Consider the following 26,501-nt stretch of genomic DNA (forward strand, 5'->3'; position numbering starts at 1 on the left):
GGGGCACCGTCGCCACCAGCGGCTGGAGCAGCGTCGGCGTCGCCGGGATCCGGATCAGGTGGTCGGCGTACGGGACGACCGCGTGGTCGCCCTCCTCCGCGATCACGATCGTCCGGGGGCGCCGCCGTTGCCGTGGGTGGGTCAGCCGCGGTGGTGCGGGCCGTCCGGGCCGGCGTCGTCCCGGCGCGGCGCCGGGGAGCCGGTGCTGCCCGGGGTGCCCGCCACCTCGCCGGGGGCGACCGGCGGCATCGGCGGGTACGGCACGCCGAGTCCGTTCGGCGGTGCGGTGGGGGCGTGTCCGGCCGCGCCGTGCCCGGAGCCGGCGCCCGGCCCCGGGGTGTGCGGCCGGGCCGCTCCGCGCAGCAGGTAGGCCGCGACGCCCAGGAGAGCGGCGGTGATCAGCGCGGCGGCCCAGCCGGGCAGGCCGATGGCGAGAGCCAGGCCCACGGCGAGCGCGAGGGCCGCGCCCGCGTACAGCGCGGCGGCACCGGAGGCGGCGTAGAGCGTGGCCTTGCGGCGCTGCTTCCGCGTCTGCTCGCGCAGCTCGTCGCGCACGGTCTCGCGTGCCACCTGCGCCAGTTCGTCGACCAGTTGCCTGTCCAGGTGTTCCAAGTGATCCATGCGGTCCATGCCGTACGGGTACCCGCGACCCGACGGTCCATGGGGCCCGCGTCCCGCGACCGCCAACTAGGCTCGCCCGTATGAAGATTCTGGGAGCCACACTGCGTATCTGTGTCGACGACCTGGACCGGGCGATCCCCTTCTACGAAGGCCTGGCCGGCGCCCCGGCGCTGCGGTTCGAGCGCGGGGGCGTCGAGGTCGCCGCCGTCGGCTGCTTCCTGCTGATGAGCGGCCCCGAGTCCCAGCTCGAGGTGCTGCGCAAGGTGGCGGCGACGATCGCGGTGACGGACGTCGAGGAGACCCACCGGGTCCTGACCGGGCTGGGCGCGGACGTCATCGCGGGCCCGGTGCCCACCCCCGCGGGCCGCAACCTGATCGCCCGTCACCCCGACGGGAGCGTCTACGAGTACGTGGACCGGCAGGCCCAGTGACCGTGCGGCCGGGCGGCGGGGCGTCGGGGCTCACCCCCCGTCCGGCCGCATCCGGAAGTCGTGGCGGGCCGGGAGCGGCTCGTCGGTGAGCCGGGCCCACAGCCGGCCGATGCTCTCGTCGCCCTCCCGCAGGTCGGCGACCTCGAAGCCCTCGTCGTAGACGGCCCGGGCCTCGGCGCCCCGGCCCTCGGCGTGCAGCAGCCCGGCCTCGGCCAGCCGGAACCGGCCGCGGGTGCGCACCACTTCGGGCAGCCGCTCCCACACGGCACGGGCGTCCGCCGTGCGTCCGGCCGCGAGCAGCGCCTCGATCGCCTCGCGTCCCAGCGCGGCCGTCACCGCCTGCCACGGCCCGTCGTCGTCCCCGCCGTCCCCCTCGTCCCACCGGCCGTCCTCGCCGCGACGCCGCGCGCACAGGTCGTCGTAGGCCTCGGCGTACCGGTCGGCGGCCCGCTCGGGGTGGCCGCCCTCCCGGTCGGCCAGTGCGAGGCAGCGCAGCAACGGCCAGCGGGCGGCGGCGTCCTTCAGGCCGCGTTCCCAACTGCGCTCCGCCTGCGCCAGGTCGCCGGCGTGCCACTGGGCGATGCCGAGGTGGTATTCGGTGTCCGGCGTGGCGGGAGCCGTCTCCAGCATGTCCCGCCAGGGCCGGGCCACCAGCGTCCCGCCGGGCGGCCGGTGCCGGTCCGGCTCCGGGAGGTAGCCCGCGCGCAGCAGGTGCAGCCACGGTTCCTGCTCGTCCGCGAGGGTGCTCTCCTCGAAGGGGGTGCCGGGCAGCTTCCAGCCGGTGCGCAGCACCTCGAGCGCGCCCCAGCCCGATCCGGTGGCGAGGCGCTCCCCGGGCTCGGCGTCGGCGTACGGCTGCCAGGCCGCGTACGCGGCGTCCACCTCGGCGCGCGGCAGGGCGGTCTCCAGCCGCTCCTCCGCCCCGCGCAGCACGGTGTGCCACGCGCCCCCGGGCTCCGCGTCGAGCGGCCCGTACGCCTCCAGCCAGGACACCTCGCTCTCGGCCTCCAGTTCCACGTGCTCCAGCTGGGTGCGGGCGAGTCCGGCCTGGATCTCGCAGTAGCCGCCCGTGCCGGGCTCGGTGAGCCACTCCTGCCAGCGCCGGCCGCCGGGGCCCGTGCCCCACACGAAGAGCTTGCGGCCGCGCAGGGTGTCGGTCGAGGTCTGCGCCAGCCCGTGCCCGTCCTCGTCGAGCGCGGCGATCCAGCGGCGCCGGCCGTCGGGTACCTCGTAGAACCAGTCGGCGGCGTAGGTGCTGTTGAGCGGGTACGTCCGGTCCACGCCGTCGTACGAGGGGACCGGGACGCGGCGCAGCCGGCGCTCGTAGCCGAAGTGCCAGGCCTCGTCGGCGGGGGCAAGGACGCGGCGGTCCTCGGGGACGGCGATGTTGGACCACCAGTAGGTCGGTACCGGCCGCTCGTGCGGGTTGCGGATCCGGACGCCGACGCGCAGGAAGTCCGAGCCCTCGGGCAGCCACAGGTCGACCTGGAAGGGCAGGTCGCGCAGCCGCTCCCACTCCCACAGGCGCAGCATCTCCCCGCCGTCGGGCGCGGGCACCCGGGCGGCGTGCACGGGCGAACAGGACAGGGCGGTGTGGCCGGTGGCGCCGATGTTCCATTCGATGCCGCCGGAGAACCAGGCGCCGTTGAGGGCGAAGTCGGCGGGCTGGAACACCGGGTTGACGTAGAGGAGTTCGCGTTCGGTGGGTTTGTGGAAGAGGGAGGCGATCCGGCCGCCGAGGCCGGGCAGGACGGTGGCCCTCAGCCGGTCGTTCTCGATGACGAGGGCGTCCAGGCCGCGCGGCGCGCGGCTCCGGCCGTATCCGTCCCTGACCGGTACGGGCAGCAGGCTGCGCAGGGGTTCGTAGCCGACCTGCCGGGCCATGTCGCGCGGCAGGCCTGCCCGGTCCCGGTCGTCGATGCGGTGGGCCTCGTCCAGCGGGCGCAGCGGCGGCAGCGGGTTGTCCGGTCCCAGCGGCGCGGCGGGCAGCGTCAGTACCTCACGTCGGATCGTCGTCACGGTTCCCCATGGAAGCCGCTCACCGGCGCGGTGAACAGGGGCGCTGTCGGCCGCGTCCACGCGATGTGGCTCACGTTTAATTCGCTGGGTGCCGGGACCGCGTCGGCCTACAGTCGGGCGGTCGGCGTACGTACGAAGGAGCGGCACGTGAGTGAGCAGCACACCTACCGGGTGATCGTCCGGGGCACCTGGGCGGCGCTGACCGAGGACGCGCGTGCCCGGCTGCTCGCCGAGGCCGGCGAGCACGGGATGGCGAGCATGCGGTTCACCGAGGAGGGCTCGCTGTCGTACGAGCCGTCGCCGCTGAAGCACTTCTCGATGCGGTTCGTCGTGCTGTCGGACGCGGCGGACGGTGAGGAGATGGCCGCCGCGATCGCCGAGGACCGGGCGGAGACGGTGCTGCGCGGACTCGGCTACGGATTCGGCGACCTCAGGTCGTCGGTCACCGACCTGGACACCATGAAGATCAACCGGAAGTCGCGGTCTCGGCGGTGATCGCCCAGCGCTGGTGGTCGCGCCAGGCCCCGTCGATGTAGAGCATGCGCGGCGAGAAGCCCTCCAGGTGGAAGCCGCAGGCGCGGGCCAGGGCGATCGAGGCGGCGTTGCCCGGCTGCACGTTGATCTCCAGGCGGTGCAGCCGCAGCGGCCCGAAGGCGTACCGCACGACCAGGCCCAGTCCCTCGCGCATCAGGCCGCGGCCCGCGGCGTGCGCGAAGGCGCCGTAGCCGAGGGCCCCGCTGAGGAAGCCGCCCCCGACGATGTTGTTGATGTTGACGAATCCGGCGATGCCGCCGCCGTCCTTCTCGCACACCAGGAACCCGGCCTTGGTCGGGTCCTCGATCAGCCGGGACGCGTAGGCGGCGTAGGCCTGGGCGCTGTCCGGCGGGAAGAGCCACGGGTGGTGCAGGTCCTTGCTCTCGCGCACCCGGGCGGTGAACTCGGCGCCGTCCTCGTAGGTGAAGTGGCGTATGCCCACGCGGGGGCCCTCGGCGAGGTGGCGGGTCGCGATGTGCGGCATCCCGCCACTCTACGACGCGCCCGGGAGGGATGCCCGGTCAGCCCAGCGCCGGCTCGTCCAGCGTCAAGGTGCCCGCGTCCGCGTCGAGTTCCGCCGCCACCCCGAAGGGCACGGTCAGCGCTCCCGCGCAGTGGCCGAAGCCGAAGCCCTCGGCGACCGGCACGCCGAGCCCCGCCAGCCGGTCGGCCAGCATCGGGCGCAGCCGCTCGGCGGGCTCGCACTGCTCCCACGACCCGAGCAGGATGCCCGCGACGCCGTCGAGCCAGCCGGCCCGCAGCAGCTGGGTGAGGTAGCGGTCCAGGCGGTACGGCTCCTCCCCCACGTCCTCCAGGCACAGCAGCCCGCCGCGGGCGCCGGGGCGGGCGTGCGGGGTGCCCAGCTCGGCGGCGAGCAGGGCGAGGCAGCCGCCGAGGGTGACGCCCCGCGCGCGGCCCGGCACCATCGGCGTACCGGTGCCGGAGGCGATGACGCGGACCGTCTCCGGCGCGAACAGGGTGGCCTTCAGGTGTTCCTGCGCCCGTGCGTTCTTCAGGAAGTCGATGCCCGCGGCCATCGGGCCGTGCAGCGTGACCAGGCCCAGCCGGCGGGCGAACGCCTCGTGCAGCGCGGTGATGTCGCTGAAGCCGACGAACACCTTCGGCCCGGCCGCACGCATCGCCTCCCAGTCGAGCAGGTCGGCCATGCGCTGAACGCCGTACCCGCCGCGGGCGCACAGCACGGCGTCCACGGCCGGGTCGCACCAGGCCGACTGGAGGTCGGCGGCGCGGTCGGCGTCGGTGCCGGCGAGGTAGTCGAAGGCGGCGTGCCGGTCCAGGACGTGCGGCGCGACGACGGGGTCGAGATCCCAGCCGCGCAGCACGTCGAGGCCCGCCTGCAGCCGCTCCTCGGGCACCGGTCCGCTGGGCGCGACGACGGCGACGCGGGCGCCCGGTGCGAGCCGGGACGGGCGGGACAGGGGCTTCACCCGGTCATCTCCAGGGTCGGGACGTCGGCACGGTCGAGCTTGAAGACCTGGGCGTACAGCGAGAGTTCGGCTTCCAGGGCACGCACCATGGTGTCCGCCCGGCGGAAGCCGTGGCCCTCCCCCTCGAAGGCGATGTAGGCGTGCGGCACTCCGCGGCCCGCCATGCGGGCGAGGAACCGCTCGCACTGGACGGGCGGGCAGATCACGTCGTCCAGGCCCTGCAGCAGCAGGAACGGCGCGGTGACGCGGTCGGCGTGCTCGACGGGCGACCGTTCGGCGTACCGGTCCGGCACCTCGGCCAGGGGGCCGATCAGGCTCTCCAGGTACTGCGACTCGAAGTCGTGGGTCTCCCCCGTGCCCCAGCCGGTCAGGTCGAGGATCGGGTAGATGATCGTGCCGCACGCGTAGACGTCGGTGGCGGTGAGCGAGGCGGCCGCCGTCCAGCCGCCCGCACTGCCGCCGCGCACGGCGAGCCGTGCCGGGTCCGCGGTGCCCTCCTCGGCCAGGGCCAGGGCGACGGCCGCGCAGTCCTCGACGTCGACGACGCCCCACTGCCCGCGCAGCCGGTTGCGGTACTCCCGGCCGTGTCCCGTCGAACCGCCGTAGTTGACCTCCGCGACGCCGATGCCGCGCGAGGTGAAGTAGGCGATCTCCAGGTCCAGCACCAGGGGCGACCTGCTGGTGGGGCCGCCGTGCGCCCAGATCACGTACGGCGGCAGTTCGCCGTCGGGGGCGACGCAGCCGGGGTGCCGCGGCGGGTGGACGTACGCGTGGATGTCGCGTCCGCCGGGCCCGGTGAAGGTGCGGATCAGCGGTTCGGGGCAGTACGCGGGGTCCACGGCGTCCTCGTGCGGGGCGCCGACCACGCGGGTCCGGCCGGTGCGCGTGTCGAGTTCCACCACCTCGTAGGCGCTGCGCGGACCGGCGCCGACGGACACCACCCGCTCGCCGTGGGCGGCGAGGGTGGCCGCGAACTCGGTCCAGGGGCCGGCCGCGTCGACGACCTCGCCGGTCTCCGGGTCGAGTACGCCGAGGGCGGTGGCGCCGCGGCCGTGCAGGACGGCGATCAGGCCGTTGCCGAGCGGCGCGAACCAGCGCTGCCCGAGCTTCCACAGCGGCCCGCCGAACTCCTCCTCGCGGGTGCACAGCGCTCGCCCGTCGCGGTACAGGTTCCACCAGCCGGTGCGGTCCGAGGCGTACAGCAGGGCGCCGTCGGGGGCCCAGTCGACCTGGGCGATCGACTCCTCGGTGCCGCCGGCGACGGTCCGGGCGTCCCGGAACGTGCCCTCGGGGCCGATGTCGGCGACGATCAGCTCGGTGCCGTCCCAGGGCATGCGCGGATGGTCCCAGGCGAGCCAGGCGGCGCGCCGCCCGTCGGGCGAGACCCGCGGCCCGGTGACGAACCGGTGCCGGTCGTCGGTGAGCTCGCGCACCGCGCCCCGGTCGCCGGCCGCCGATCCGTCCAGCGGCACCGCCGCCAGGACCCGGCGCACGTCGCCCGGTCCCTCGCCGGTGAACTCCTCCAGCACGCACCACACCTCGCCCCGCTCGGGGCGCGGCTGCGGCTCCGCCCAGCGCAGCCCGCCGCCCACCGGGGACACGGGGGTCAGCGGGCGCGGCTCGGCGCCGCCCGGCTCGTAGGCGTACAGCCGCTGGTCGGCGAAGTTCACGAAGACGACCAGCGGTCCGGCGGGGGTCGTGAGCGCGGTCCAGGGGCGGCCGCCGTACTCGATGACGCGGCTGCGCACGTTCCACGGCGCGGGCAGCACCGGTTCCTCGGTGCCGTCCGGGTGCCGGCGGACCAGGGTGCGCCGGCCGCCCTCGGTCGGCCTGGGCGCGGTCCACCACACCTCGTCGCCGACGAAGCCCACGTCGTCGGGCCGTCCGTCGTGCGCGGCGGCGAGCGCCGCGTCGACCGGCGAGGGCCATGATCCGTACGCCAGAGTCTGCACTGACTCCCCCAACTTCTTCTCCAGAGCCTTGTCGAGCGGGCGCTAGGCCGTGCGCAGGAACCGGTCGAGGACACGGACACCAAAGTGCAGGGCGTCGACCGGGACGCGTTCGTCGACGCCGTGGAAGAGCGCCTGGTAGTCGAAGCCCTCCGGCAGCCTCAGCGGCGCGAAGCCGTAGCCGGTGATGCCGAGCCGCGAGAACTGCTTGGCGTCCGTGCCGCCGGACATGCAGTACGGCACGACGTGCCCCTCGGGGGCGAACTCCTCCACGGCGGCGCGCATGCCCGCGAACGTCGGCGAGTCCACGGGCGCCTGGAGGGCGACCTCGTGGTGGGCGAACTCCCAGTCCACGTCCGGTCCGGTGAGCCGGTCGAGGGTGGCGCGGAACTCGTCCTCGCAGCCGGCGAGGAACCGTCCGTCGACATGGGCGACGGCCTGGCCCGGGATGACGTTGACCTTGTACCCGGCGTCCAGCATGGTCGGATTGCTGCTGTTGCGGACGGTGGCCTCGACCAGCTTGGCGGCCGGTCCAAGCTTGTCCAGCAGACCGTCCACGTCGCTCAGGTCGGCGTCGATGCCGTACAGGGCGGCGAGTTCGGTGAGGGCGGCGCTCACGGTCGGGGTCAGCCGCAGCGGCCACTCGTGCTCGCCGATGCGGGTGATCGCCGCCGCGAGCCGGGTGACCGCGTTCTCCCGGTTCACCTTGGAGCCGTGGCCGGCCCGGCCGCGCGCGGTGAGCTTCAGCCAGCCGGTGCCGCGCTCGCCGGCGGCGATCGGGTAGATCTGCCGGCCGCCGCCGTCGTGGAAGGTGAACGCCCCGGACTCGCTGACGCCCTCGGTGCAGCCCTCGAACAGGCCGGCGTGCCGGTCGGCGAGGAACCCGGAGCCGTCCTCGGCGCTCGCCTCCTCGTCCGCGGTGAACGCGATCACCACGTCCCGCCGGGGCCGGACGCCCTGCCGGGCCCAGGTGCGCGCGACGGCGAGGATCATCGCGTCCATGTTCTTCATGTCCACCGCGCCGCGTCCCCAGACGACGCCGTCGCGGATCTCCCCGGAGAAGGGGTGCACGCTCCAGTCGGCGGCCTCCGCGGGCACCACGTCGAGGTGACCGTGCACGAGCAGCGCGTCGGCGGAGGGGTCGGTGCCCTCGATCCGGGCGACGACGTTGGTCCGTCCCTCGGTGCGCTCCAGCAGCGTGGGCTCGATGCCGGCCTCGGCGAGCCGCTCGGCGGCGTACTCGGCGGCCGGGCGTTCCCGGCAGTCGCCGCCGCCGCGGTTGGTGGTGTCCATCCGGATGAGGTCGGACGTGAACCGGACGACCTCGTCCAGCGCCTGCGCGTCCGTGCCCCCGGACGGGCCCGCGGTCCTGCCTTCGGTGTGCTCAGCCATACTGCTCCTCCACCGCGGCCGAGACGATCGTGGTGACCGCCTTGAAGGTGCGGATGGTCTCGAACATGGTGTCGTGGGTGTACGCGACCTTGCGCTCGCCGACGCGGGCCACGCCCGGCACGACGGTCGAGGCGGCCGCCAGGTGCTCGGCGTCGAACTCCACCTCGACGGTGAACGGGCCGCCGCTCACCGGCTCGTACCGCACCGCGAGCGACGCGGCGTCCTTGGCCGCGGCCCGGATGTCGGCGGCGGTCCTGGCCGGGGTGCGGCACACGGCGGCGTACCGCGAGACGTGGTCCTTGACCGCGACCTTCATGGCCTCGGGCGCGTAACCGAGCGCGTCCTCGCAGGCCAGGTCGTCCCCGGTGACCAGCACCACCGGCACGCCGTACTCGGCGACGACGTGCGCGTTGAGCAGGCCCTCGCTGGCGCGTACGCCGTTCAGCCACACACCGGTGATCTGGTTGGCGAGGTAGGTGTGCGCGAGGACGCCCTCCATGCCGGCGCCGGTGTGGTAGCCGATGAAGGCGATGCCGTCCACGTCCCCGTGCTGGACGCCCTCCACCATGGACAGCGCCTTGTGCCGCCCGGTGAGCATCTCGGTCCGCTCGTCGAGCCGCTCCAGGAGCAGGTTGCGCATGCTCCAGTGGGCCTCGTTGACGAGCACCTCGTCCGCGCCGCCGTCGAAGAAGCCCTGCACGGCGGCGTTCACGTCCGAGGTGAACATCGATCGGCACCGCTCCCACTGCGGGGTCCCCGGCAACACGTCGCCGGGCCAGGTGACGCCGGTGGCGCCCTCCATGTCGGCGCTGATGAGGATTTTCACGAGTCGCGGTCCATTCGCAGGTCAGAGGCGTGCAGTCGGGTCGGGGGGATCTTCGTCTCTTGGGAACCGTACGCGCTGCCCCGCCTCCTCGGCCAGGGCTGTGGACAACTGTCGCCGGTCCGGACCACTGGCTGCGGGACCGGCGGGCGGACCCTCACCGGCGGACGCGGCGGCACCCCGACCGCGAGGCCCGGGAACCCCGGTGTTCCGGCCCTCTGGGCCCCGTGTGTCATACTCGGCGCCGCTCGTAGCAAAATCGGACCGGGGGGCCGCGTGCACGCCGTATCTCTGCAGGCTCCCTATCTGGACACGGCCGCGGACCAGCTCTGCTTCTCGCTGGACCTGGCCGAGCGGCCGGCGCTCGCCGAGCGCGAGGTGCTCCTGGGCGGGCTCACGGTACGACTGAGGCTGCTCGGTGCCTCGCACCAGGTCTTCGCCGGACCCGTGCGGGAGACGGTGGCGTGTCTGCCGCGGGCCGTCCGCGGGCTGCCGGCCCGTCACCGGCGTCAACTCGTCGGCTGGACCTACGAGTTCGCTGCCACCACGGAGCGCCTGGACCCCGCCGGGTTCGACACGCGGGTGGCGGGGATCCTGGACCGGGCGGGCGCCGCCGAGCACAGCCTGTGCGGGGTCTTCCCCGGTTCACCGCAGGCAGTGACCGCGGTGGTCGCCGAGGAGTCCGGCACCCCGTCGCGTGCCCGGCTGGCCTGGCACACCTGGCACACCTACCCGCAGGACGGGCAGATCGTATCGACGCACACCCGGCTGGAGGCCCGATGAACAGCGCCAGACTCGCGCGGGGAGCGACGGCGGCAGCGCTGGTCGCGGTCCTGCTCTCCGCCTGCTCCAGCGGCGGGGGCGGTGACAAGGGCGTGCCGCGCTCCTGGATCAGCGACACCTACACCACCAGCGGATACCGGTGGCTGGACAGCAACAGCCCCCCGACCCGGGTCGCCGACGCCATCCATCACCACCGCAAGGCACTCGACCGGTCCTCCGGCGACGGCATGCAGTTCCTGCGCTACGGCGACGACATGGTGACCGTCTCGCCGTACCGCGGCGGCAGCCTGATCGAGATCGAGGACTACCGCAACGGCTACCGGCGCCACCAGCAGCACCTCATCAACTGGCCCAACCCGAACAGCCAGAGCTACCGCGGCGGCGGACCCGGCGAAGGCAAATGACACCGGCGGCCGCCGGCCGCCGCCTCCCCTCTCCAGACGCCCCGCAGAAAGGCAACCAGTGTCCGAGATCCTCGAGTCGGCCGGCCAGGCCCTCCTCTACGGAGTCATAGGCCTCGCCGTGATGGCCGTCGGCTTCGTCGCCCTCGACCTCGTCACGCCCGGAAAGCTCTTCCACGTCGTGTGGCGGGACCGCAACCGCGGGGCTGCGGTGCTGCTGGGCAGCCAGTCCGTCGCGGTGGGCCTGGTGATCATGGAGGCCATCCGCGCGAGCGAGTCGGAGAACGGGCTGGGCCAGGGCCTGTTCAGCACGCTCCTCTACGGCCTGGCCGGCGTGCTGGTGATGACGCTGGTCGGCATCGTGATCGGCGTGCTCACCCCGGGCCGCATGGGTGCGGTCGCCCTGGAGGACAGCGACGACCGCCCGCACCCCGCCGCCTGGGTCCAGGCCGGCATGTACCTGGGCACCGCCTTCATGGTCGGCGCGGCCCTCTCCTAGGACCGCACCGACATGAGTCCCACCACCCTGGACGACCGCGACACCGCGGCTCCGCCACGCCCCCCGGCCGACCGTCCCGGCCGCGGGGCGCGTTTCCTCCTGCTGCTCGCCGTCTTCCTCTGCGCGGCCTGCGGCCTCGTCTACGAACTGGCCCTGACCGCGCTGGGCAGTTACCTCATCGGCAACTCGGTGCTCCAGACCTCCGTGGTCATCTCCGTGATGGTCTTCGCCATGGGCGTGGGCTCGCTGGCCGCCAAACCGCTGCGCAGCCGGGCCGTCGTCGCGTTCGCGGTGCTGGAGGGCGTACTGGCCCTGGTAGGCGGCCTGTCCGTCCTGGTGCTGTACGTGGCCTTCGCCTGGCTCCAGCTCTACATGCCGGCGATGATCGTGGTGTCCCTGGTGGTCGGCCTGCTGATCGGTGCCGAGATCCCGCTGCTGATGACCCTTTTGCAGCGGATCCGCCGTCAGGAGGCGAGCAGCGCGGTCGCCGACATGTTCGCCGTCGACTACATCGGTGCCCTGGTCGGTGGCCTGTGCTTCCCGCTGTTCCTGCTGCCGACCTTCGGCCAGTTGAGGGGCGCCCTGGTGGTCGGGGCGGTCAACGCGGTCGCCGGCGTCGTCGTCGTGGTGTTCATCTTCCGCCGCGAGACCCGCCGCATGGTGCTGGCCGGCCTGCTGGCCGGCGTCACCGCGGTGCTCGCCGTGCTGGGCACGACGTACGCGCTGGCGGACGACCTCGAGGTCACCGCGCGGCAGCACATGTACGCGGACCCGATCGTGCACGCCGAGACCACGCAGTACCAGGACATCGTGATCACCCGCGCCACCGCCTTCACCGGGGATCCCGACCTCCGGCTGTTCCTCAACGGCGACCTGCAGTTCAGCTCGGTCGACGAGTACCGCTACCACGAGTCGCTCGTCCACCCCGCGCTGTCGGGCCGCCGCTCCAACGTGCTGATCATGGGCGGCGGCGACGGGCTCGCGCTGCGCGAGGTCCTGCGCTACGACGACGTCCGGCACGTCACCCTGGTCGAACTGGACCCGGCCATGACCCGGCTGGCGCGGACCTACGAACCGCTGCGCTCCCTCAACCACGGCTCGCTGGACGACCCGCGGGCCGAGGTGGTGAACGCCGACGCCTTCACCTGGCTGCGCGACGCCCGGCAGCGGTACGACGCGGTGATCATCGACTTCCCGGATCCGGATTCGGCGTCGCTGGCCAAGCTGTACTCGGTGGAGTTCTACCATCTGCTCGGCCAGGTCCTGGCGCCGCAGGGCAGGGTGATGGTGCAGAGCGGGTCGCCGTTCTTCGCGCCGAAGACGTACTGGTCGATCGCGAAGACGATCGAGACCGCGGGCTACGCGACGACGGAGTTCCAGGTCGACGTGCCGAGCTTCGGCAACTGGGGGTTCGTACTCGCCGCCCGCGGTACCGGGGCCCCGCCGCTGCGGCTCGCGGCGGACGTCCCGAAGCTGCGCTACCTGGACGACGCGGTGCTCAGGTCGGCGACCGTGTTCCCCGTGGACCGCCGCCGCACCGACGTGCGGGCGAGCACGCTGATGGACCCCGCGGTGCTCGAGTACGTCCTGGACGAGTGGCGCAACTACTGAGCACCACCCACTTGTCGACCGCCCCGGACACCCGGCCCCGCTCCGCTCGCGCCGCCACCGCGGGATAGGTTGTCGCCATGACTACCGGGACGGCCTCGCGCCACACACGGATCGGTGACCCGGTGCTCCGCTGAGCGCCGTACGGGCCGGTGCGGGCCCGCTGTGCGATCCGGGAACCCGCGCCGCCGCGCGGGCCCCGCCTCCGTCGCGTCGATCACTGGCTCGGCACATCGACGACGACAGGAGATCTCATGCCCACCAAGACATTACGGATACCCACGACGGACGGCCCGGCCGACGCGTTCGCCGCCTTCCCCGACGACGGGAAGCGGCACCCGGGGGTGCTGATGTACTCGGACGCCTTCGGCAGGCGGCCGGTACTGGAGCGGATGGCCACGGAACTGGCCGGGCACGGCTACTACGTGCTCCTTCCCAACCTCTACCACCGGCACGGCCCGGCACCGGTGACGGAACTCCCCGAGTACATCGGTGAAGAGGTCCGGCCCGCGGTCCTCGCCCGGCTGATGCCGGTACTCGAGGCGCACACCGCCGACCGGGTCCTCAGCGACGCCGACGCCTACCTCGGATTCCTCACCGCCCAGCCCGAGGTCTGCGCCGGACCGGTCGCCGTGACGGGCTACTGCATCGGCACCCTGTACGCGCTGAACACCGCGGCGGCCCGTCCCGACGCGGTGGCGGCCGTCGCCGGGTTCCATCCCGGCTTCGTGGTCACCGACGCGCCCGACAGCCCGCACCGCCTCATCCCCGGGCTCGCCGCCGAGGTCCATCTCGGCATCGCCGAGGGCGACATGACGCCCGAAATCATCGGCGAACTCACCCGGGCCCTGGACGCCGTGGGCCTCGGTCATACCTGTGAGGTCTACCCCGGCACCGTCCACGGTTTCACCATGGCCGACACCGACGCCTTCAGCGCTGCGGGGCTGAAGATCCACTGGGACCGTCTGCTCTCCCTCCTGGACCGCGCCCTGGCCCGCGACTGAGGTCCCGGACCGGCGGGCCGCGGGCCTCACCTCTCCGGGCGGGTCAGCGGGGACCCGCCCGGAGCGGCTCCACCGCCAGGTCCGGGTGGCCGGCCAGGACCGGTGCCGCGGGGCCGGACGCCCGGGTCAGGAAGCCGACGGGCCGAGCCGACCGGGCCGAGGGGCGCGGGGGTCAGTCCTCGTGGCCGAGTTGGAGGTCGCGTTCGGTGCGTCCGCCGCCGGCCACCTGGAGCACGGTGGCGACGGGCGGGTAGCCGGCGGCGATGACGGTGTACTCGCCGGACGACAGGTCGATGAAGCGGAAGGTGCCGTCGGGTCCGGTGGTCAGGGTGTCCACGACGTTCCCGGCCGCGTCGAGGAGCGTCACGCGCGCGTCCTCCACGGCCCGGCCGCCGCTGGCCCGCACCGTGCCGCGCAGGACGGCTCCGCCGGCCAGTTCGACGTCCTGCCGGGTCTCTCGGGCGGCCTGGACGCTGACCGGCAGGGCGGCCGGGCGGAAGGCGGGCGCGCTGGCGGCGAGGGTGTACTCGCCGGCCACCAGCTCGGTGATGACGTAGCCGCCCTCGCGGGCGCTGCGGGTGGTGGCCACGACCTCGCCGTGGACGTTGGTGAGGGTGACGATCGCGTCCCGGACGGGGGTGCCGTCGGCGGTGACGACGCTGCCGGCCAGGCGTCCGGCGCCGCCGAGGACCACGTCCAGCTCGACCGGACGCTCGCCCACGGTCACGGAGACCGCCTGCGGCTGGTGGCCGCCGGCGGCGGCGATCAGGACGTACGCCCCGGACCCGGGCGTGGACAGCGCGTACCGCCCGTCGTCGCCGCTGGCGCCCCGGCCGATCTGCTGTCCGCCGACGTCGATGAGGGTGAGCGCGGCACGGGGCACCACGGTACCGTCGGGGTGCTGCACCGTGCCGCAGACGGGGATGCCGGCCGCCTGGGGCGAACGGGCCTGGGGGACCTGCGCGGAGTGCCGTGCGGTCTCGGGCTCGGTGACGGGGGCGTTGTGGGACACCAGTGGTTTCTCCTTGAGGAAGAGGGCGATCAGCAGGCCGAGCACGAGCACCGGCACCAGGTACAGGAAGATGCGCGGCATCGCGTCGGCGTACGCCCGGATGTAGGCGTCGCGCAGCGCCGGGGGCAGGGTGTGGACGAGCTGCGGGGTGATGGACTCGGCTTCGGGCAGCCCGGCGCCGGCGGGGACGCGGTCGGCCAGGGCGTCGGTGAGCCGGCCCGCGAAGAGGGTGCCGAAGACGGCGGCGCCGACGCTGCCGCCGATCTGCCGGAAGTAGTTGTTGGCGCTGGTGGCGGTGCCGAGGTCGGCGGGGCGCACGGAGTTCTGCACGGCGAGGACCAGGACCGGCATCACCATGCCGATGCCGGCGCCGAGGACGGCCATCCAGATGCTGTAGTGCAGCCGGGGTGTGTCGACGTCGAGGCGGGAGAGCAGCCACATGCCGACGACGGACAGCGCCCCGCCGAGCACGGGGTGGATCCGGTAGCGCCCGGTGCGGCTGATGAGCTGCCCGGAGATGATCGAGGCGCCGACGATGCCGCCCATCATGGGGAGCATCAGCAGGCCGGACTCGGTCGCGGTGGCGCCGTCGACCATCTGCAGGTAGGTCGGCAGATAGCTGGCGGCGCCGAACAGGGCGACGCCGATGACGAGGCCGACGAGCGCGGTGACGTTGAAGACGGAGTCCCGGAACAGGCGCAGCGGGATCAGCGGTTCGGGCGCGAAGTGCTCGGCGATCAGGAAGAGGGCGGAGGCCGCGACCGCGCCGGCGGCGAGGCCGAGGATGACCGTGGAGTCCCACGCGTACTCGGTGCCGCCCCAGCTGGTGAGCAGCACCAGGCAGGTGGAGGCGGCGGCGAGCAGCAGGGCGCCGAGGTAGTCCAGGCGGGGCTTCACGCGCGGCCTGGGCAGTTCCAGGACGACGGCGACGACGGCCATGGTGACGAGGCCGAAGGGCACGTTGATGTAGAAGCACCAGCGCCAGGAGAGATGGTCGGTGAAGTAGCCGCCCAGCAGGGGCCCGGCGACCGAGGCGAGTCCGAAGGCCGCGCCGATCAGGCCCATGAAGCGGCCGCGTTCCCTGGGCGGCACGATGTCGGCGATGATCGCCTGCACGCCGATCATGAGGCCGCCGGCTCCGACACCCTGCACGGCGCGGAAGGCGATCAGCTGGTCCATGGTCTGGGCGCGCCCGGCGAGCGCCGAGCCGACGACGAAGACCAGGATGGCGAACTGGAAGACGCCCTTGCGGCCGAAGAGGTCGCCGAGCTTGCCGTAGATCGGCAGCCCCACGGTGGAGGTCAGCAGATACGCGGTGATGGCCCAGGACATCTTGTCCAGGCCGTGCAGCTCGCCGACGATCTTCGGCAGCGCCGTCGCGACGATCATCTGCTCCAGCGCGGCGAGCAGCAGCGCCAGCATCAGTCCGACGAAGACCAGCCGGACCCGGCGCGGGCTGAGCCCGGCGGGCCGCTCCGGCTCGGGAGCGGGGGCCTCGAACAACTCCGGGGGTGGCGCCGTGACCGGTTCGTCCTGCACCAGAGTGATCCCGCCCACGTACCGCTCCCCTCGTCGCACCTGCTCACTTTTGCCGCCAGAGGCGACAACTACGAGCAAGTGCGACAAGTTACGGCGTACGGCGCGATCAGCCGAGGATCACTCGAACCGGTGAGACCGCCAACACCCCTGAAGGAGAGGCCTGTTGACTACTTCTCCACCTCGGCGGCGAGCTTCACGAGCATCGCGTCGTAGATCCGGCCGAGCCCCTTGGGGGCGAAGGTCTTCTCGAAGAAGCCGCCGATGCCTCCGGCGCCCTTCCAGGTGCTGGTGACCACGACCCGGGACCTGCCCTCGCCGGCCGGGGTGACCCGCCAGGTGGTGACCATGGAGGAATTGCGGTCCTTCTCGACCAGCTCGCCGTCGCTCGGCTCGCTGACCTCCAGCAGGCAGTCGCGGACGCGCTTGCTCGTGGCCTGGAGCTTCCAGTGCACGAGGGTGCCCTCGCCGTCACCGCCCTCGCGGACCTCGTACTCGCTGAAGTGCTCGGGGAGCAGCTTCTCGCGGGCGCCGCGGTAGTCGGCGAGGGTGTCGAACACCGTCTCCGCGTCCGCGCCGACGATCCGCTCCGTCGTGGCCTCGACCTGCGCCATCGGGTTCCTCCAGGGGCTGGTTCTCGGGGTCGGGGCAAGCCAACCACCCCACCGCCCGGCCACCAAATCGGGGGGCGTGAACCGCCTCCGCGCGACACACCCGCACGATCAAGGGAACAGGTGTTCTATTCTGTGCGGAGTGCTACCGAGGAGGCGTCAATGCGCTGGGAGAACCTCACGGACTCCGACCACGCCCGGGCCGCCGATCCCGCGCTGTTCGGCGCCGACGCGGTGACCACCCGTACCTTCGACACACCCGAGTTCCGCGGCATCACCTTCCACGAGGTGCGGGCCCGTTCGATCCTCAACCGGGTGCCGGGCGCCTCGCGGATGCCGTTCGAGTGGACGGTGAACCCGTACCGGGGCTGCTCGCACGCGTGCGTCTACTGCTTCGCGCGCAAGACGCACAGCTATCTGGACCTCGACACGGGCCTCGGCTTCGACTCGCAGATCGTCGTCAAGGTGAACGCACCCGAACTGCTGCGCCGCCAGCTGGCCTCCCGCCGCTGGCAGGGCGAGCACGTGGCGATGGGCACCAACGTCGACTGCTACCAGCGCGCCGAGGGCCGCTACCGCCTGATGCCGGGCATCCTCTCGGCCCTGACCGAGCGGGCGAACCCCTTCTCGATCCTCACCAAGGGCACGCTCATCCTGCGCGACCTCGACCTGCTGACCCGGGCGGCGCGGGTCACGGACGTCGGCATCTCCGTCTCGGTGGGCTTCACCGACTCCGAGCTCTGGCGCACGGTGGAGCCGGGCACACCCGCACCGGAACGCCGGCTGGACGTCGTACGGACGCTGAGCGAGCACGGCATCGACTGCGGGGTGCTGATGGCGCCGGTCATCCCCTTCCTCGGCGACGAGCCGGCCCAGCTCCGCGCCACGGTCGGGGCCATCGCCGCGGCCGGCGCCACGTCGGTGACGCCCCTGGTCCTGCACCTGCGCCCGGGCGCCCGGGAGTGGTTCATGAGCTGGCTCGCGCAGCACCACCCGCACCTGGTGCGCCGCTACGAGCGCCTGTACGCGGACGGCGCCTACGCCCCGAAGTGGTACCAGCGGCGGATCACCGGCCAGGTGCACGCCCTGGCCCAGGAGTACGGCATCGGCCCAGCACGCCCCGGGATGCCGCGGCGCCTCGAACGCGCGGAGCCGGCGGACGCGCCTCCGGCGACGGAGCCGGTTCAGCTCTCCCTCATGTGAGGGGGAACCGCCGCCTCCGCTCGCCGTCCTCTGCGATCATGCTCCCCATGACCCCACCACCGAACGGACTGCCCGTGTACCGCGTCCTGACCGGACCGGACGACGCCGCGTTCTGCCACCGCGTGAGCGAGGCGATCGGTCTCGGCTACGAGCTGCACGGAGGCCCCGCGGTCACCTTCGACGGCGAGCGGGTCGTCGTCGCCCAGGCGCTGGTGTGGCCGGCGCGGTCGTAGGGAGCCGGGACCGCGGAGGTCTCCGCCGATGAGTTTTTGGCGGTGGTGCGGTCCACCCTTCGACGAAGGGAGCGCACCATGCGCGAGATCATCGTTTGCACGTTCCTGACGCTGGACGGCGTCATGCAGGCGCCGGGCGGTCCGGACGAGGACGCCGAGAGCGGCTTCCGGCACGGAGGCTGGCAGAAGCCGGTGGCGGACGACGAGGTCGGGGCGGCCATCGCCGGCTGGTACGAGCCCTCCGACGCGCTGCTGCTCGGCCGGAAGACGTACGAGATCTTCGCGTCGTACTGGCCGACCGCCGACCCCGGCAACCCGTTCACCCAGCGGATGAACAGCACGCGCAAGTACGTGGCGTCCCGGACCCTGACGTCCGTCGAGTGGCAGAACTCCACGCTGCTGGAGGGCGACGTCGTCGATGCCGTGCGCGAACTGAAGGCGTCCGACGGCGGCGACATCAACGTCGTCGGCAGCGGCGACCTCGCCCAGACCCTCATGCGGCACGGTCTCGTCGACGAGTACCGGCTGACCATCCATCCGGTGATCATCGGCTCCGGCAAGCGGCTGTTCGCCGACGGAGCGATCCCCACCGCCCTCGAGCCGGTCAGTGTCTCGGCGACGAAGGGCGGCACCGTCGTCGGCGTCTACCGGCCGAACGGCGAGCCCGGCCACGACAGCTACTAGACCCTGCCGACGATCCGGTCACGCGAGGGGCCGAGCGGCCTGGCCGCGCGGTGCCAGGGTGCGCAGGACGCAGAACTCGTTGCCCTCCGGGTCGGCCATGACCACCCAGCTCCGCTCCTCCGGGCCCCGGCCCACGTCCGCCCGGGTGGCGCCGAGGCCGAGCAGCCTGGTCACCTCGTCGTCCGTGCTGCGGTCGACGGGGCTGACGTCGAGGTGGAGCCGGTTCTTCACGGCCCGCCCCTCGGGCACCCGGACGAACAGCAGGGTGGGCGGCATCTGACGGGCCCGGACCGCTTCGACGGTCGGTGTCCAGGAGCCGATCTCTACCTTGCCCCCGCTCCGGTCGATCACCTCGAAGTCCAGGACCGCGCACCAGAACGCCGCGAGTCCTTCCGGATCGTGGCAGTCGACGACCAGCTCGGTGAACCGACTCGTCATGGTGCTCCCTCCCCGTGGCACGGACACGCGACCGCTCAGCGTACGGGCCCGCCCGGGAGCCGGGGCCGGTACCGGGACACCTAGGCCGACGCCTCTCGCTGCCTGCGCACCATCTCGGTGATCCACACGGGGGCGTACGGGGACGTGCAGCCCGCGGGTGTCGGATAGTCCTTCAGGACCTCCAGGCGTTCCCCGATGCCGACCGCGCGGGCGCGGTGCTCCGGGTGGTCGATGCCGATGCGGGCCAGGCAGTGGTTCATCGCCCACTGGAGGCGGTCCGGGGCCTCCTTCATCTCCGCCTCGATCGTGTCGAGCAGTCCCGCGAGGTCCAGGCCCTCCGGCTTCCTCGTCACGCGCTCGGTGGTCAGCGCCCAGCCGGCGCTCGCGACCACGGGGTCCGGATCGGCGGACCAGGCCACGCGCAGTTCCTCGGCGTGGGGACTCTTCTTCACCACGTAGTTCACGAGCCAGTCGTGCACCTTGGGTGTGCGCGCCTCGCGCGTCATCGCGTCCAGCTCGTCCCGCCCGAACGCCTTCGGGCGGCAGACCAGGGTCGCCAGCAGCCTGGCCGCGGTGTCGCCCGTCCCCCAGAGCCCGCCCGCGAGTTCGTGCCGCGTCCGCAGCCGCTTCGCGAGGGCGCGCAGCTTGCCGAGGTTCACGCCGTGGTCGTCGCCGTGTCTCTCGTTGACCGCGCGCGCCTTCGGGTCCTCGAGCGCGGCCAGCTCGGCCATCACCTCGTCGACCGTCGGTTCGGTCGGTGCCGTCCGGGCCATCTCGGCCTCCTGTTCCTCACGGGCGGGAGCCAGCCTAGCGACGCGGGCCCGGCGCGCGTGCCCCCGGCGGCCGGACCGGTGCGGCCTTAGCCCGCCGGAAGGCACTCGCCCGAGGGCATTCGAGGGCTTCCGGCGGCCCAATCGGGTCACGTACGGACCGAACGCGTTCCTTCGGCGGCGCATCCCGGGACGATGCGGCGAGGACCGTGTCCACAGCGGGCCGCGGCCTCTCCGCCCCGGGAGCCTCCATGAGACAACGCGCAGCCGTGCTGGGCGGCGCCGCCGTCATCGCGGCCGGTGCCGTCGCGGCCGTCCCCGCCGAGGCCGGCGCCCCGCCGCCCGCGGGCACCGCGCACGCCGCGGGGATCGGCTGGACGAAGTGCGGGACGGCCGACTATCCGACGCTCCAGTGCGCGACCATCACGGTGCCGCTCGACCACTCCCGCCCGGACGGCAGGCGGATCACCCTGGCGCTGTCCCGCGTCCCGCACACCGCGAAGACGTACCAGGGCCCGCTGCTGGTCAACCCCGGCGGCCCCGGCGGCAGCGGTCTGACCCTCGCCGGGTTCGTGGCGTCCTCGCTGCCGGGGAAGGTGGCCGCCCAGTACGACGTCGTCGGATTCGACCCGAGGGGCGTCGGCAGGAGCGAGCCCGCCCTGGACTGCCGGCCGGGCCACTTCGCCGCGGTGCGCCCCGACACCCTGCCGGCCTCGCCGGCCGTCGAGCGGGCCAACCTCACGCGCGCGAAGTCCTTCGCCGAGGCCTGCGGCAGGAAGTACGCCGAGGTCCTCCCCCACATGGACACGGTCAGCGCCGCCCGGGACATGGACGCGATCCGCGCGGCACTCGGCGCGGAGAGGATCAGCTACTTCGGCTACTCCTACGGCACCTACCTGGGTGCCGTCTACGCCCGGCTCCACCCGGAGCGGGTGCGGCGGCTGGTCCTGGACTCGGTCGTCGATCCGACCGACGTCTGGTACGACGCCAACCTGAACCAGGACCACGCCTTCGACGACCGACACCGCGCCTTCATGGCCTGGATCGCCAAGTACGACACGGCGTACGGGCTCGGGACCGATCCGGAGCGGGTCGGGGCCGCGTGGTACGCGATGCGGGCGGCGCTCGCGAAGAACCCGGCCGGCGGCGAGGTGGGCGCCGCGGAACTGGAGGACACCTTCCTGCCGGGCGGCTACTACAACGGCTACTGGCCCTACCTGGCCGAGGCGTTCGCGGCGTACGTGAACGACCGGGACACCGGCCCGCTCGTCGAGGCGTACGAGAACTTCGGCGCCCTGGACGCCTCCGGCGACAACGGCTACAGCGTCTACACGTCGGTGCAGTGCCGTGACGCCGGCTGGCCGCACGACTGGGCCGAGTGGCGCGAGGACTCCTGGGACATGCACGCGAAGGCACCGTTCATGACCTGGAACAACGCCTGGTACAACGCGCCGTGCGCCTTCTGGCCGACCGGCTCGCGGCAGCCGGTGGACGTCGCCAACCGGCAGGTGCCGCCGGCGCTGCTGTTCCAGGCGACGGGCGACGCCGCCACCCCGTACGAGGGCGGTGTCACCGTGCACCGGCTGCTGCGCGGCTCCAGCCTGGTCGTCGAGGAGGGCGGCGGCAACCACGGCATCACGCTGAGCGGCAACGCCTGCCTGGATGAGCACCTGGCCGCCTATCTGACCGACGGCACCGTGCCGCGCGGCGACGGTGAGGCCGACGCCGTCTGCGCGACGCCGCCCGACCCGAAGCCGCTGGAGTCCAAGGCGGCGTCGACGTCCTCGCGGGGATCCACGCTGCACGGCCTGCTCGGCTTCCGGCGCTGAGCCGGACGACCGGCGGCCCGCCCGGGGCGGCGCCGGTGCCGTGGTTCACCATGGGGGCATGAGTGAACTGGTCATGACCGCCTCGGTCGTCGCCCCGTGAGCGGGCCGCGCGTGCGGGAGATGACGCTCGCCGACTGCGACCGCGTGTCCGCGATCCGCGTCCGGGGCTGGCAGTCGGCGTACCGGGGACTGATGCCGCAGTCCTACCTCGACGGACTCTCGGTCGCCGAGGACGCCGAGCGGCGCCGTGCGCTCTTCGCCCCGCCTCCGGCCGGCCCGGTGAACCTGGTCGCGGAGGACGATGCCGGCGACGTCGTCGGCTGGGCCTGCCACGGACCGTACCGGGAGGGTGAACTCCGCACCGGCGACGCCGAGTTGTACGCCCTCTACGTCGACCCGGCGCGCCTCGGCGGCGGCGTGGGGCAGGCCCTGCTGCGCGAGTCGGTGCGCCGGTGCGCCGCCGCCGGGCACGCGCGCATGCTGCTGTGGGTGCTCGACGGCAACGCCCGCGCCCGGCGCTTCTACGAGCGGGCCGGCTTCCACGCCGACGGGGCCGCCGAGTCGTCCGACGTGGACGGAGTCGCCGTGCCCGAGGTGCGGTACGCCAGGCAGCTCACCGGCTGACGGCGCACCGGCCGACGGCTCACCGCTGCCTCGGGATCCGCGCCAGCGCCCGCACCGCCGCCTCGGCCAGGGCCGGGTGCGCGAGGGCGTCCTCCAGCACGGGAGCGGCCCGTGCGTCACCGAGCGAGCCGAGGCCCTCGACACAGGCGAGTGCCACGCGCCGGTACGGGTCGTGCGGGCGCAGCCGGCGCTCCAGGGTGGTGATCAGCGCGGGCACCGCCTCCGGGGCGCGCAGCTCGACCAGCAGACGCACCGGGTGCAGGGCGTAGGCGACGCGCAGTTCGTTGGTGGCGAGGGCGGCGGCGGCGCGGGCGGTGCGCGGGTCGCCGAGCCGGGCGAGGGCGTGCGCGGCCGAGGCGCAGCGCGGCGGGTCGCGATGGTTGAGGAGCAGCACGAGGGACTCGAAGGCCCGCCGGTCCCCCGCCAGCCCCAGCCGGAACGCGGCCAGCTCCCTGGCCCACAGCGGCTGCCCCGGCGCGGTGAGCACCGCGGCCAGTTCGTCGTGGTCCCCGGTCGCCGCGAGCCGGTCGCAGGCCGTCACGGCGTCCCGCGCGCCGGAGGCGGCCGCCTCGGACCGTAAGCGTTCCGTGAGCGATCGCAACTCTTCGTCCATGACACCGAGGTTAGGCGGGTCACACGCCGGGTGGGACCTACATCACGAACACCGGGGGCTGGCGCGCTCGTTACCCGCGAGTTAATCTCAGACGAGCGGGTCACCCACCCGCAGCAGTCCTCACGACGGTCTGGTGACGCGGCCGTCGCGGGAACGGATCAGTCGGTTCGGTGCCCAGGCACCGCAGTGCGACCCGGCCTCGGGACAGGGCCGGTCGGACCCCGCCGCCGCCCGGGCGTGTGCACGCCCTGCGGACGGCACCGGGCGTGTGCGCCAGAAGCCCGGTCGACACCCGCACTCCTCACTCCGTACGCCCCGGTGCGCCGCTCGGCGCACGCGGGCGTTCCGTCGTCACCCTCATTCCTGGAGTCCCGCGATGGCCACTCCCCAGTCCGACACCCCTCTGTCCCCGCTCCGCACCGTCGCCGTCGTCGGCCTCGGCACGATGGGCACCGGCATCGCCGAGGTCCTGGCCCGGGCCGGCCGTGACGTGGTCGGCATCGACGTCAGCGAGGCGCAGGCCGCGAAGGCCGTCGCCGCGCTGGAGGCGTCCACCGCCCGCGCCGTGGAGCGCGGACGCCTGACCGAGCGGGAGCGCGCCGACGCCCTCGCCCGGGTCCGTACCGCCACCGAGCTGCGGGCCGCGGCCGACGCCGACCTCGTCATCGAGGTGGCGCCGGAGTCGTACGAGATCAAGCAGCAGATCTTCCGGGAGCTGGACGGGATCGTCCGCCCCGGCACGATCCTGGCGACCGGCACCAACGCCCTGTCGGTGACCCGGCTCGCCGCCGACTCGGCCCGTCCCGAGCGGGTGCTGGGCCTGCACTTCTTCAACCCGGCCCCGGCGATGAAGCTGGTCGAGGTCGTCTCCTCGGTGCTGACCGCACCGGCCGCCGTCACGGCGGTCACCGATCTCGCCCTCGACCTGGGCAAGGAGCCCGTCGCGGTGGGCGACCGGCCCGGCTTCGTGGCCGACGGGCTGCTGTTCGGCTACCTGAACCAGGCCGCGGCGATGTACGAGGCGAACTACGCCTCGCGCGAGGACATCGACGCCGCGATGCGGCTCGGCTGCGGGCTGCCGATGGGGCCGCTGGCGCTGCTCGACCTGATCGGCGTGGACACCGCGCGGACGGTCCTGGAGGCCATGTACTCCGCCTCCCACGACCGTCTGCACGCCCCCGCGCCCATCCTGAAGCAGCTCAGCGAGGCCGGCCTGACGGGCCGCAAGGCGGGGCGCGGCTTCTACACCTACGAGGCGCCCGGCAGCGCGGTCGTGGTGCCGGACGCGCTGACCCCGCGCGCGAGCGACACCCCGGCCGCCGGCCGCCCCGTGCGCTCCGTGGGGGTCGCGGGCTCGGGCACCATGGCGTCCGGCATCGCGGAGGTGTTCGCCAAGGCCGGGTACCAGGTCGTCCTCGCCGCCCGCAGCGTGGAGAAGGCGCAGACGGCCAGGGCCCGCATCGGCAAGTCCCTGGCGCGCAGCGTCGACAAGGGCAGGCTCACCGCCGAGGCCGCCGCCGGGACGCTGGAGCGGATCACGGCGACGGGGACGTACGACGACTTCGCCGACGTGGACCTGGCCGTGGAGGCGGTCGCGGAGGACCTGGAGGTCAAGCGGCAGCTCTTCGCCACGCTGGACAAGGTCTGCAAGCCCGGCGCGGTGCTGGCCACCACCACCTCGTCCCTGCCCGTGGTCGCCTGCGCCCGCGCCACCTCGCGTCCGCAGGACGTGATCGGCATGCACTTCTTCAACCCCGCGCCGGCCATGAAGCTGGTCGAGGTGGTCCGTACGGTGCTGACCGCGGACGACGTGCACGCCACCGTCCGCGAGGTCTGCGCCAAGGTCCGCAAGCACGCCGTGGACTGCGGCGACCGGGCCGGCTTCATCGTGAACGCGCTGCTGTTCCCGTACCTCAACAACGCGGTCAAGATGGTGCAGGAGCACTACGCGACGCTCGACGACATCGACGCGGCGATGAAGCTGGGCGGCGGCTACCCGATGGGCCCCTTCGAGCTGCTGGACGTGGTGGGGCTCGACGTGTCGCTGGCCATCGAGAAGGTGCTGCACCGCGAGTTCCGGGACCCGGGACTCGCCCCGGCGCCGCTGCTCGAGCACCTGGTGGCCGCGGGCTGCCTCGGCCGCAAGACGGGCCGTGGCTTCCGCGAATATGCCCGCCGCTGAGCCGGGTCCCGGCGACCGGTTCCGGCCCGAGGAGGACTGGGGCGGACTGCTCGATCCGGCCGGGTCTCCCCCGCCCTGCGCGGGCGGGGGATTCCCCGGTCACGCGCACCAGTCTGCGCACATGCAGTACGTTCGGGTCATGTCCCAGCCCGCCAGGTCCTCACGCACACCAGCTACGCCCGACGCGCCGGAGAGCGCGGCCGGCAGCCGAGCCGCCGCACAACGGCTCAAAATGCGCCGGGAGCTGGCGGCCGCGGCGATGGAGCTGTTCGCGACCAAGGGCTACGAGGCGACCACCGTCGACGAGATCGCGGCCGCGGCCGGCGTCGCACGCCGCACCTTCTTCCGCCACTTCCGCTCCAAGGAAGAGGCGATCTTCCCGGACCACGACGACACCCTGGTCCGCGCCGAGGCGGTGCTCAACGCGGCGCCCGCGCACGAGCATCCGCTCGACACGGTGTGCCGCGGCATCAAGGAAGTCATGAAGATGTACGCGGCCCGGCCGGAGATCTCGGTCGCCCGCTACAAGCTCACGCGCGAGGTGCCCACCCTGCGCGAGGCGGAGATCGCGTCGGTGGCCCGCTACGAGCGCCTCTTCACCCGCTACCTGCTCGGCCACTTCGACGAGCACGCGCACGACGACGACGCCAACGACGACCCGCTGCTGGCGGAGGTCGCCGCGTCCGCCGTGGTCACCGCCCACAACCACGTCCTGCGGCGCTGGCTGCGGGCGGGCGGCCAGGGCGACGTGGAGGCGCAGCTCGACCACGCCTTCGCGATCGTGCGCCGGACGTTCGGCACGGGCATCGGCGCCGGGCGCGGGACGGCGTCCTCACGGCCGGCCGCCTCCGCGGCCTCCGTGGAGGGCGAGGTGCTGGTGACGGTCGCGCGGACCGACGCCCCGCTGCACGAGATCATGCGCACCATCGAGCAGGCGCTCAAGGAGCGCTGACCGGCTCCTGCACCCTGTGACGACGGCCACCCTCCGGGTGGCCGTTTTTGCATGTCAACGCCCCTTTTTCACCCTGCGTGAACCCCCATACGATCGATCATCGCTCATATGTTGCGTAAAGATTTCATCTGAGTGCAGTTTCTGGCACTCAGTGCCTTGCGGGGTGACACGCGGTGTCATACGTTGAAGGTGTCCGGGCTGTCCCCGCACCCATCCCCTGCGCGCCCGGCGCCTGCGTCACAGGCACTTTCACCACCCCTCTAGAGCACCGACGTAACCCTCAGCGCCCCTCCCTCAGGGCG

General features: G+C 73.3%; 26 protein-coding genes. 14 read left to right on the plus strand and 12 right to left on the minus strand.

The genetic code is table 11. The features are described from left to right. Positions 1–141: 141 nt before the first annotated feature. Positions 142–630, minus strand: coding sequence for a phage holin family protein (locus tag ACFWJB_RS21895; RefSeq protein WP_386924156.1), 489 nt, complete (start codon positions 628–630; stop codon positions 142–144). A gap of 71 nt (positions 631–701) precedes the next feature. Here ACFWJB_RS21895 and ACFWJB_RS21900 point away from each other — a divergent pair, with 71 nt between their 5' ends. Then, on the plus strand, positions 702–1,052 hold the full coding sequence (locus ACFWJB_RS21900; protein WP_385458663.1) for a VOC family protein: 351 nt from the start codon (positions 702–704) through the stop codon (positions 1,050–1,052). A gap of 30 nt (positions 1,053–1,082) precedes the next feature. On the opposite strand, the gene ACFWJB_RS21905 is transcribed toward ACFWJB_RS21900, so the two are convergent. Beyond that, positions 1,083–3,071 carry a DUF5107 domain-containing protein gene (locus ACFWJB_RS21905; RefSeq protein ID WP_386924158.1) on the minus strand — a complete coding sequence of 663 codons (1,989 nt, stop codon included), beginning with the start codon at positions 3,069–3,071 and terminating at the stop codon, positions 1,083–1,085. A gap of 147 nt (positions 3,072–3,218) precedes the next feature. Here ACFWJB_RS21905 and ACFWJB_RS21910 point away from each other — a divergent pair, with 147 nt between their 5' ends. Further along, positions 3,219–3,566 (plus strand): DUF6204 family protein, encoded by a 348-nt coding sequence (locus ACFWJB_RS21910; RefSeq protein ID WP_385458667.1) that lies wholly within the window; start codon positions 3,219–3,221, stop codon positions 3,564–3,566. Here the strand turns inward: ACFWJB_RS21910 and ACFWJB_RS21915 are convergent. From ACFWJB_RS21915 to ACFWJB_RS21935, 5 genes are read right to left on the minus strand one after another with little or no spacing between them, the layout of a single operon-like run. Further along, on the minus strand, positions 3,538–4,089 hold the full coding sequence (locus ACFWJB_RS21915; protein ID WP_385458669.1) for a GNAT family N-acetyltransferase: 552 nt from the start codon (positions 4,087–4,089) through the stop codon (positions 3,538–3,540). The genes ACFWJB_RS21910 and ACFWJB_RS21915 overlap by 29 nt on opposite strands. A gap of 37 nt (positions 4,090–4,126) precedes the next feature. Next, on the minus strand, positions 4,127–5,053 hold the full coding sequence (locus ACFWJB_RS21920) for an LD-carboxypeptidase (RefSeq protein WP_386924161.1): 927 nt from the start codon (positions 5,051–5,053) through the stop codon (positions 4,127–4,129). Beyond that, the gene (locus ACFWJB_RS21925) at positions 5,050–7,005 is read right to left on the minus strand and encodes a prolyl oligopeptidase family serine peptidase (RefSeq protein ID WP_386924163.1); all 1,956 of its coding nucleotides are present in this window, start codon (positions 7,003–7,005) and stop codon (positions 5,050–5,052) included. The genes ACFWJB_RS21920 and ACFWJB_RS21925 overlap by 4 nt, the downstream gene beginning before the upstream one ends. A gap of 42 nt (positions 7,006–7,047) precedes the next feature. Next, the gene (locus ACFWJB_RS21930) at positions 7,048–8,394 is read right to left on the minus strand and encodes a M20/M25/M40 family metallo-hydrolase (protein WP_386924165.1); all 1,347 of its coding nucleotides are present in this window, start codon (positions 8,392–8,394) and stop codon (positions 7,048–7,050) included. Next, a complete protein-coding gene (locus ACFWJB_RS21935; RefSeq protein ID WP_386924167.1) occupies positions 8,387–9,220 on the minus strand; it encodes a M55 family metallopeptidase in 834 nt (277 codons plus the stop codon). Before ACFWJB_RS21935 ends, ACFWJB_RS21930 begins: the two co-directional genes overlap by 8 nt. Before the next feature lie 273 nt (positions 9,221–9,493). Here ACFWJB_RS21935 and ACFWJB_RS21940 point away from each other — a divergent pair, with 273 nt between their 5' ends. From ACFWJB_RS21940 to ACFWJB_RS21960, 5 genes are all read left to right on the plus strand, one after another. Then, a complete protein-coding gene (locus ACFWJB_RS21940; protein ID WP_386924169.1) occupies positions 9,494–10,000 on the plus strand; it encodes a DUF2617 family protein in 507 nt (168 codons plus the stop codon). Continuing rightward, on the plus strand, positions 9,997–10,404 hold the full coding sequence (locus ACFWJB_RS21945) for a DUF4247 domain-containing protein (RefSeq protein WP_385458681.1): 408 nt from the start codon (positions 9,997–9,999) through the stop codon (positions 10,402–10,404). The genes ACFWJB_RS21940 and ACFWJB_RS21945 overlap by 4 nt, the downstream gene beginning before the upstream one ends. Before the next feature lie 58 nt (positions 10,405–10,462). Further along, a complete protein-coding gene (locus tag ACFWJB_RS21950; protein WP_386924172.1) occupies positions 10,463–10,900 on the plus strand; it encodes a DUF350 domain-containing protein in 438 nt (145 codons plus the stop codon). Positions 10,901–10,912: 12 nt separating this feature from the next. After that, a complete protein-coding gene (locus ACFWJB_RS21955; RefSeq protein ID WP_386924174.1) occupies positions 10,913–12,511 on the plus strand; it encodes a polyamine aminopropyltransferase in 1,599 nt (532 codons plus the stop codon). Between the two features lie 251 nt (positions 12,512–12,762). Further along, entirely contained in the window at positions 12,763–13,512 is a 750-nt protein-coding gene (locus ACFWJB_RS21960; RefSeq protein ID WP_386924176.1) for a dienelactone hydrolase family protein, read from the plus strand. Between the two features lie 172 nt (positions 13,513–13,684). Here ACFWJB_RS21960 and ACFWJB_RS21965 read toward each other — a convergent pair whose 3' ends face one another. Both ACFWJB_RS21965 and ACFWJB_RS21970 read right to left on the minus strand, forming a co-directional pair. Continuing rightward, complete coding sequence (locus tag ACFWJB_RS21965) at positions 13,685–16,081, minus strand: MFS transporter (protein WP_386924178.1); 2,397 nt, start codon at positions 16,079–16,081, stop codon at positions 13,685–13,687. Between the two features lie 149 nt (positions 16,082–16,230). Further along, the gene (locus tag ACFWJB_RS21970; protein WP_385458691.1) at positions 16,231–16,674 is read right to left on the minus strand and encodes an SRPBCC family protein; all 444 of its coding nucleotides are present in this window, start codon (positions 16,672–16,674) and stop codon (positions 16,231–16,233) included. Between the two features lie 159 nt (positions 16,675–16,833). On the opposite strand from ACFWJB_RS21970, the gene ACFWJB_RS21975 reads away from it, so the two are divergent. From ACFWJB_RS21975 to ACFWJB_RS21985, 3 genes are all read left to right on the plus strand, one after another. Continuing rightward, positions 16,834–17,874: an Rv2578c family radical SAM protein gene (locus ACFWJB_RS21975; protein WP_385458693.1), complete on the plus strand. Its 1,041-nt coding sequence runs from the start codon at positions 16,834–16,836 to the stop codon at positions 17,872–17,874. Positions 17,875–17,921: 47 nt separating this feature from the next. Beyond that, positions 17,922–18,107 (plus strand): DUF1737 domain-containing protein, encoded by a 186-nt coding sequence (locus ACFWJB_RS21980; protein WP_385458695.1) that lies wholly within the window; start codon positions 17,922–17,924, stop codon positions 18,105–18,107. A gap of 78 nt (positions 18,108–18,185) precedes the next feature. After that, entirely contained in the window at positions 18,186–18,791 is a 606-nt protein-coding gene (locus ACFWJB_RS21985; RefSeq protein WP_385458697.1) for a dihydrofolate reductase family protein, read from the plus strand. An 18-nt stretch (positions 18,792–18,809) separates the two neighbouring features. Here the strand turns inward: ACFWJB_RS21985 and ACFWJB_RS21990 are convergent, their stop codons facing one another. Continuing rightward, entirely contained in the window at positions 18,810–19,229 is a 420-nt protein-coding gene (locus tag ACFWJB_RS21990) for a VOC family protein (protein WP_385458699.1), read from the minus strand. Positions 19,230–19,309: 80 nt separating this feature from the next. Next, positions 19,310–20,002: a DNA alkylation repair protein gene (locus ACFWJB_RS21995; protein ID WP_385458701.1), complete on the minus strand. Its 693-nt coding sequence runs from the start codon at positions 20,000–20,002 to the stop codon at positions 19,310–19,312. A 248-nt stretch (positions 20,003–20,250) separates the two neighbouring features. Between ACFWJB_RS21995 and ACFWJB_RS22000 the strand changes: the two genes are divergently transcribed. Both ACFWJB_RS22000 and ACFWJB_RS22005 read left to right on the plus strand, forming a co-directional pair. Beyond that, a complete protein-coding gene (locus tag ACFWJB_RS22000) occupies positions 20,251–21,828 on the plus strand; it encodes an alpha/beta hydrolase (protein ID WP_386924182.1) in 1,578 nt (525 codons plus the stop codon). 96 nt (positions 21,829–21,924) lie between these two features. Then, positions 21,925–22,452 carry a GNAT family N-acetyltransferase gene (locus tag ACFWJB_RS22005; RefSeq protein ID WP_386924184.1) on the plus strand — a complete coding sequence of 176 codons (528 nt, stop codon included), beginning with the start codon at positions 21,925–21,927 and terminating at the stop codon, positions 22,450–22,452. Between the two features lie 19 nt (positions 22,453–22,471). On the opposite strand, the gene ACFWJB_RS22010 is transcribed toward ACFWJB_RS22005, so the two are convergent. Then, on the minus strand, positions 22,472–23,065 hold the full coding sequence (locus ACFWJB_RS22010; RefSeq protein ID WP_385458707.1) for an adenylosuccinate lyase: 594 nt from the start codon (positions 23,063–23,065) through the stop codon (positions 22,472–22,474). A gap of 376 nt (positions 23,066–23,441) precedes the next feature. Between ACFWJB_RS22010 and ACFWJB_RS22015 the strand changes: the two genes are divergently transcribed. Next, the gene (locus ACFWJB_RS22015) at positions 23,442–25,247 is read left to right on the plus strand and encodes a 3-hydroxyacyl-CoA dehydrogenase family protein (protein ID WP_385458709.1); all 1,806 of its coding nucleotides are present in this window, start codon (positions 23,442–23,444) and stop codon (positions 25,245–25,247) included. Positions 25,248–25,386: 139 nt separating this feature from the next. Beyond that, positions 25,387–26,199 (plus strand): TetR family transcriptional regulator, encoded by an 813-nt coding sequence (locus ACFWJB_RS22020; protein ID WP_385458711.1) that lies wholly within the window; start codon positions 25,387–25,389, stop codon positions 26,197–26,199. The last annotated feature ends 302 nt before the right edge of the window (positions 26,200–26,501 follow it).

This window comes from Streptomyces sp. NPDC127100 (assembly GCF_042724095.1).
Taxonomy (GTDB): Bacteria; Actinomycetota; Actinomycetes; order Streptomycetales; family Streptomycetaceae; genus Streptomyces.

Coding starts and splice junctions, on each gene's coding strand:
- ACFWJB_RS21980 (WP_385458695.1), top strand. CDS start 17,922: ATGACCCCACCACCGAACGGACTGCCCGTGTACCGCGTCCTGACCGGA.
- ACFWJB_RS22015 (WP_385458709.1), top strand. CDS start 23,442: ATGGCCACTCCCCAGTCCGACACCCCTCTGTCCCCGCTCCGCACCGTC.
- ACFWJB_RS21970 (WP_385458691.1), bottom strand. CDS start 16,674: ATGGCGCAGGTCGAGGCCACGACGGAGCGGATCGTCGGCGCGGACGCG.
- ACFWJB_RS22000 (WP_386924182.1), top strand. CDS start 20,251: ATGAGACAACGCGCAGCCGTGCTGGGCGGCGCCGCCGTCATCGCGGCC.
- ACFWJB_RS21985 (WP_385458697.1), top strand. CDS start 18,186: ATGCGCGAGATCATCGTTTGCACGTTCCTGACGCTGGACGGCGTCATG.
- ACFWJB_RS21945 (WP_385458681.1), top strand. CDS start 9,997: ATGAACAGCGCCAGACTCGCGCGGGGAGCGACGGCGGCAGCGCTGGTC.
- ACFWJB_RS21915 (WP_385458669.1), bottom strand. CDS start 4,089: ATGCCGCACATCGCGACCCGCCACCTCGCCGAGGGCCCCCGCGTGGGC.
- ACFWJB_RS21990 (WP_385458699.1), bottom strand. CDS start 19,229: ATGACGAGTCGGTTCACCGAGCTGGTCGTCGACTGCCACGATCCGGAA.
- ACFWJB_RS22020 (WP_385458711.1), top strand. CDS start 25,387: ATGTCCCAGCCCGCCAGGTCCTCACGCACACCAGCTACGCCCGACGCG.
- ACFWJB_RS21900 (WP_385458663.1), top strand. CDS start 702: ATGAAGATTCTGGGAGCCACACTGCGTATCTGTGTCGACGACCTGGAC.
- ACFWJB_RS21955 (WP_386924174.1), top strand. CDS start 10,913: ATGAGTCCCACCACCCTGGACGACCGCGACACCGCGGCTCCGCCACGC.
- ACFWJB_RS21930 (WP_386924165.1), bottom strand. CDS start 8,394: ATGGCTGAGCACACCGAAGGCAGGACCGCGGGCCCGTCCGGGGGCACG.
- ACFWJB_RS21995 (WP_385458701.1), bottom strand. CDS start 20,002: ATGGCCCGGACGGCACCGACCGAACCGACGGTCGACGAGGTGATGGCC.
- ACFWJB_RS22010 (WP_385458707.1), bottom strand. CDS start 23,065: ATGGACGAAGAGTTGCGATCGCTCACGGAACGCTTACGGTCCGAGGCG.
- ACFWJB_RS21960 (WP_386924176.1), top strand. CDS start 12,763: ATGCCCACCAAGACATTACGGATACCCACGACGGACGGCCCGGCCGAC.
- ACFWJB_RS21975 (WP_385458693.1), top strand. CDS start 16,834: ATGCGCTGGGAGAACCTCACGGACTCCGACCACGCCCGGGCCGCCGAT.
- ACFWJB_RS21895 (WP_386924156.1), bottom strand. CDS start 630: ATGGACCGCATGGATCACTTGGAACACCTGGACAGGCAACTGGTCGAC.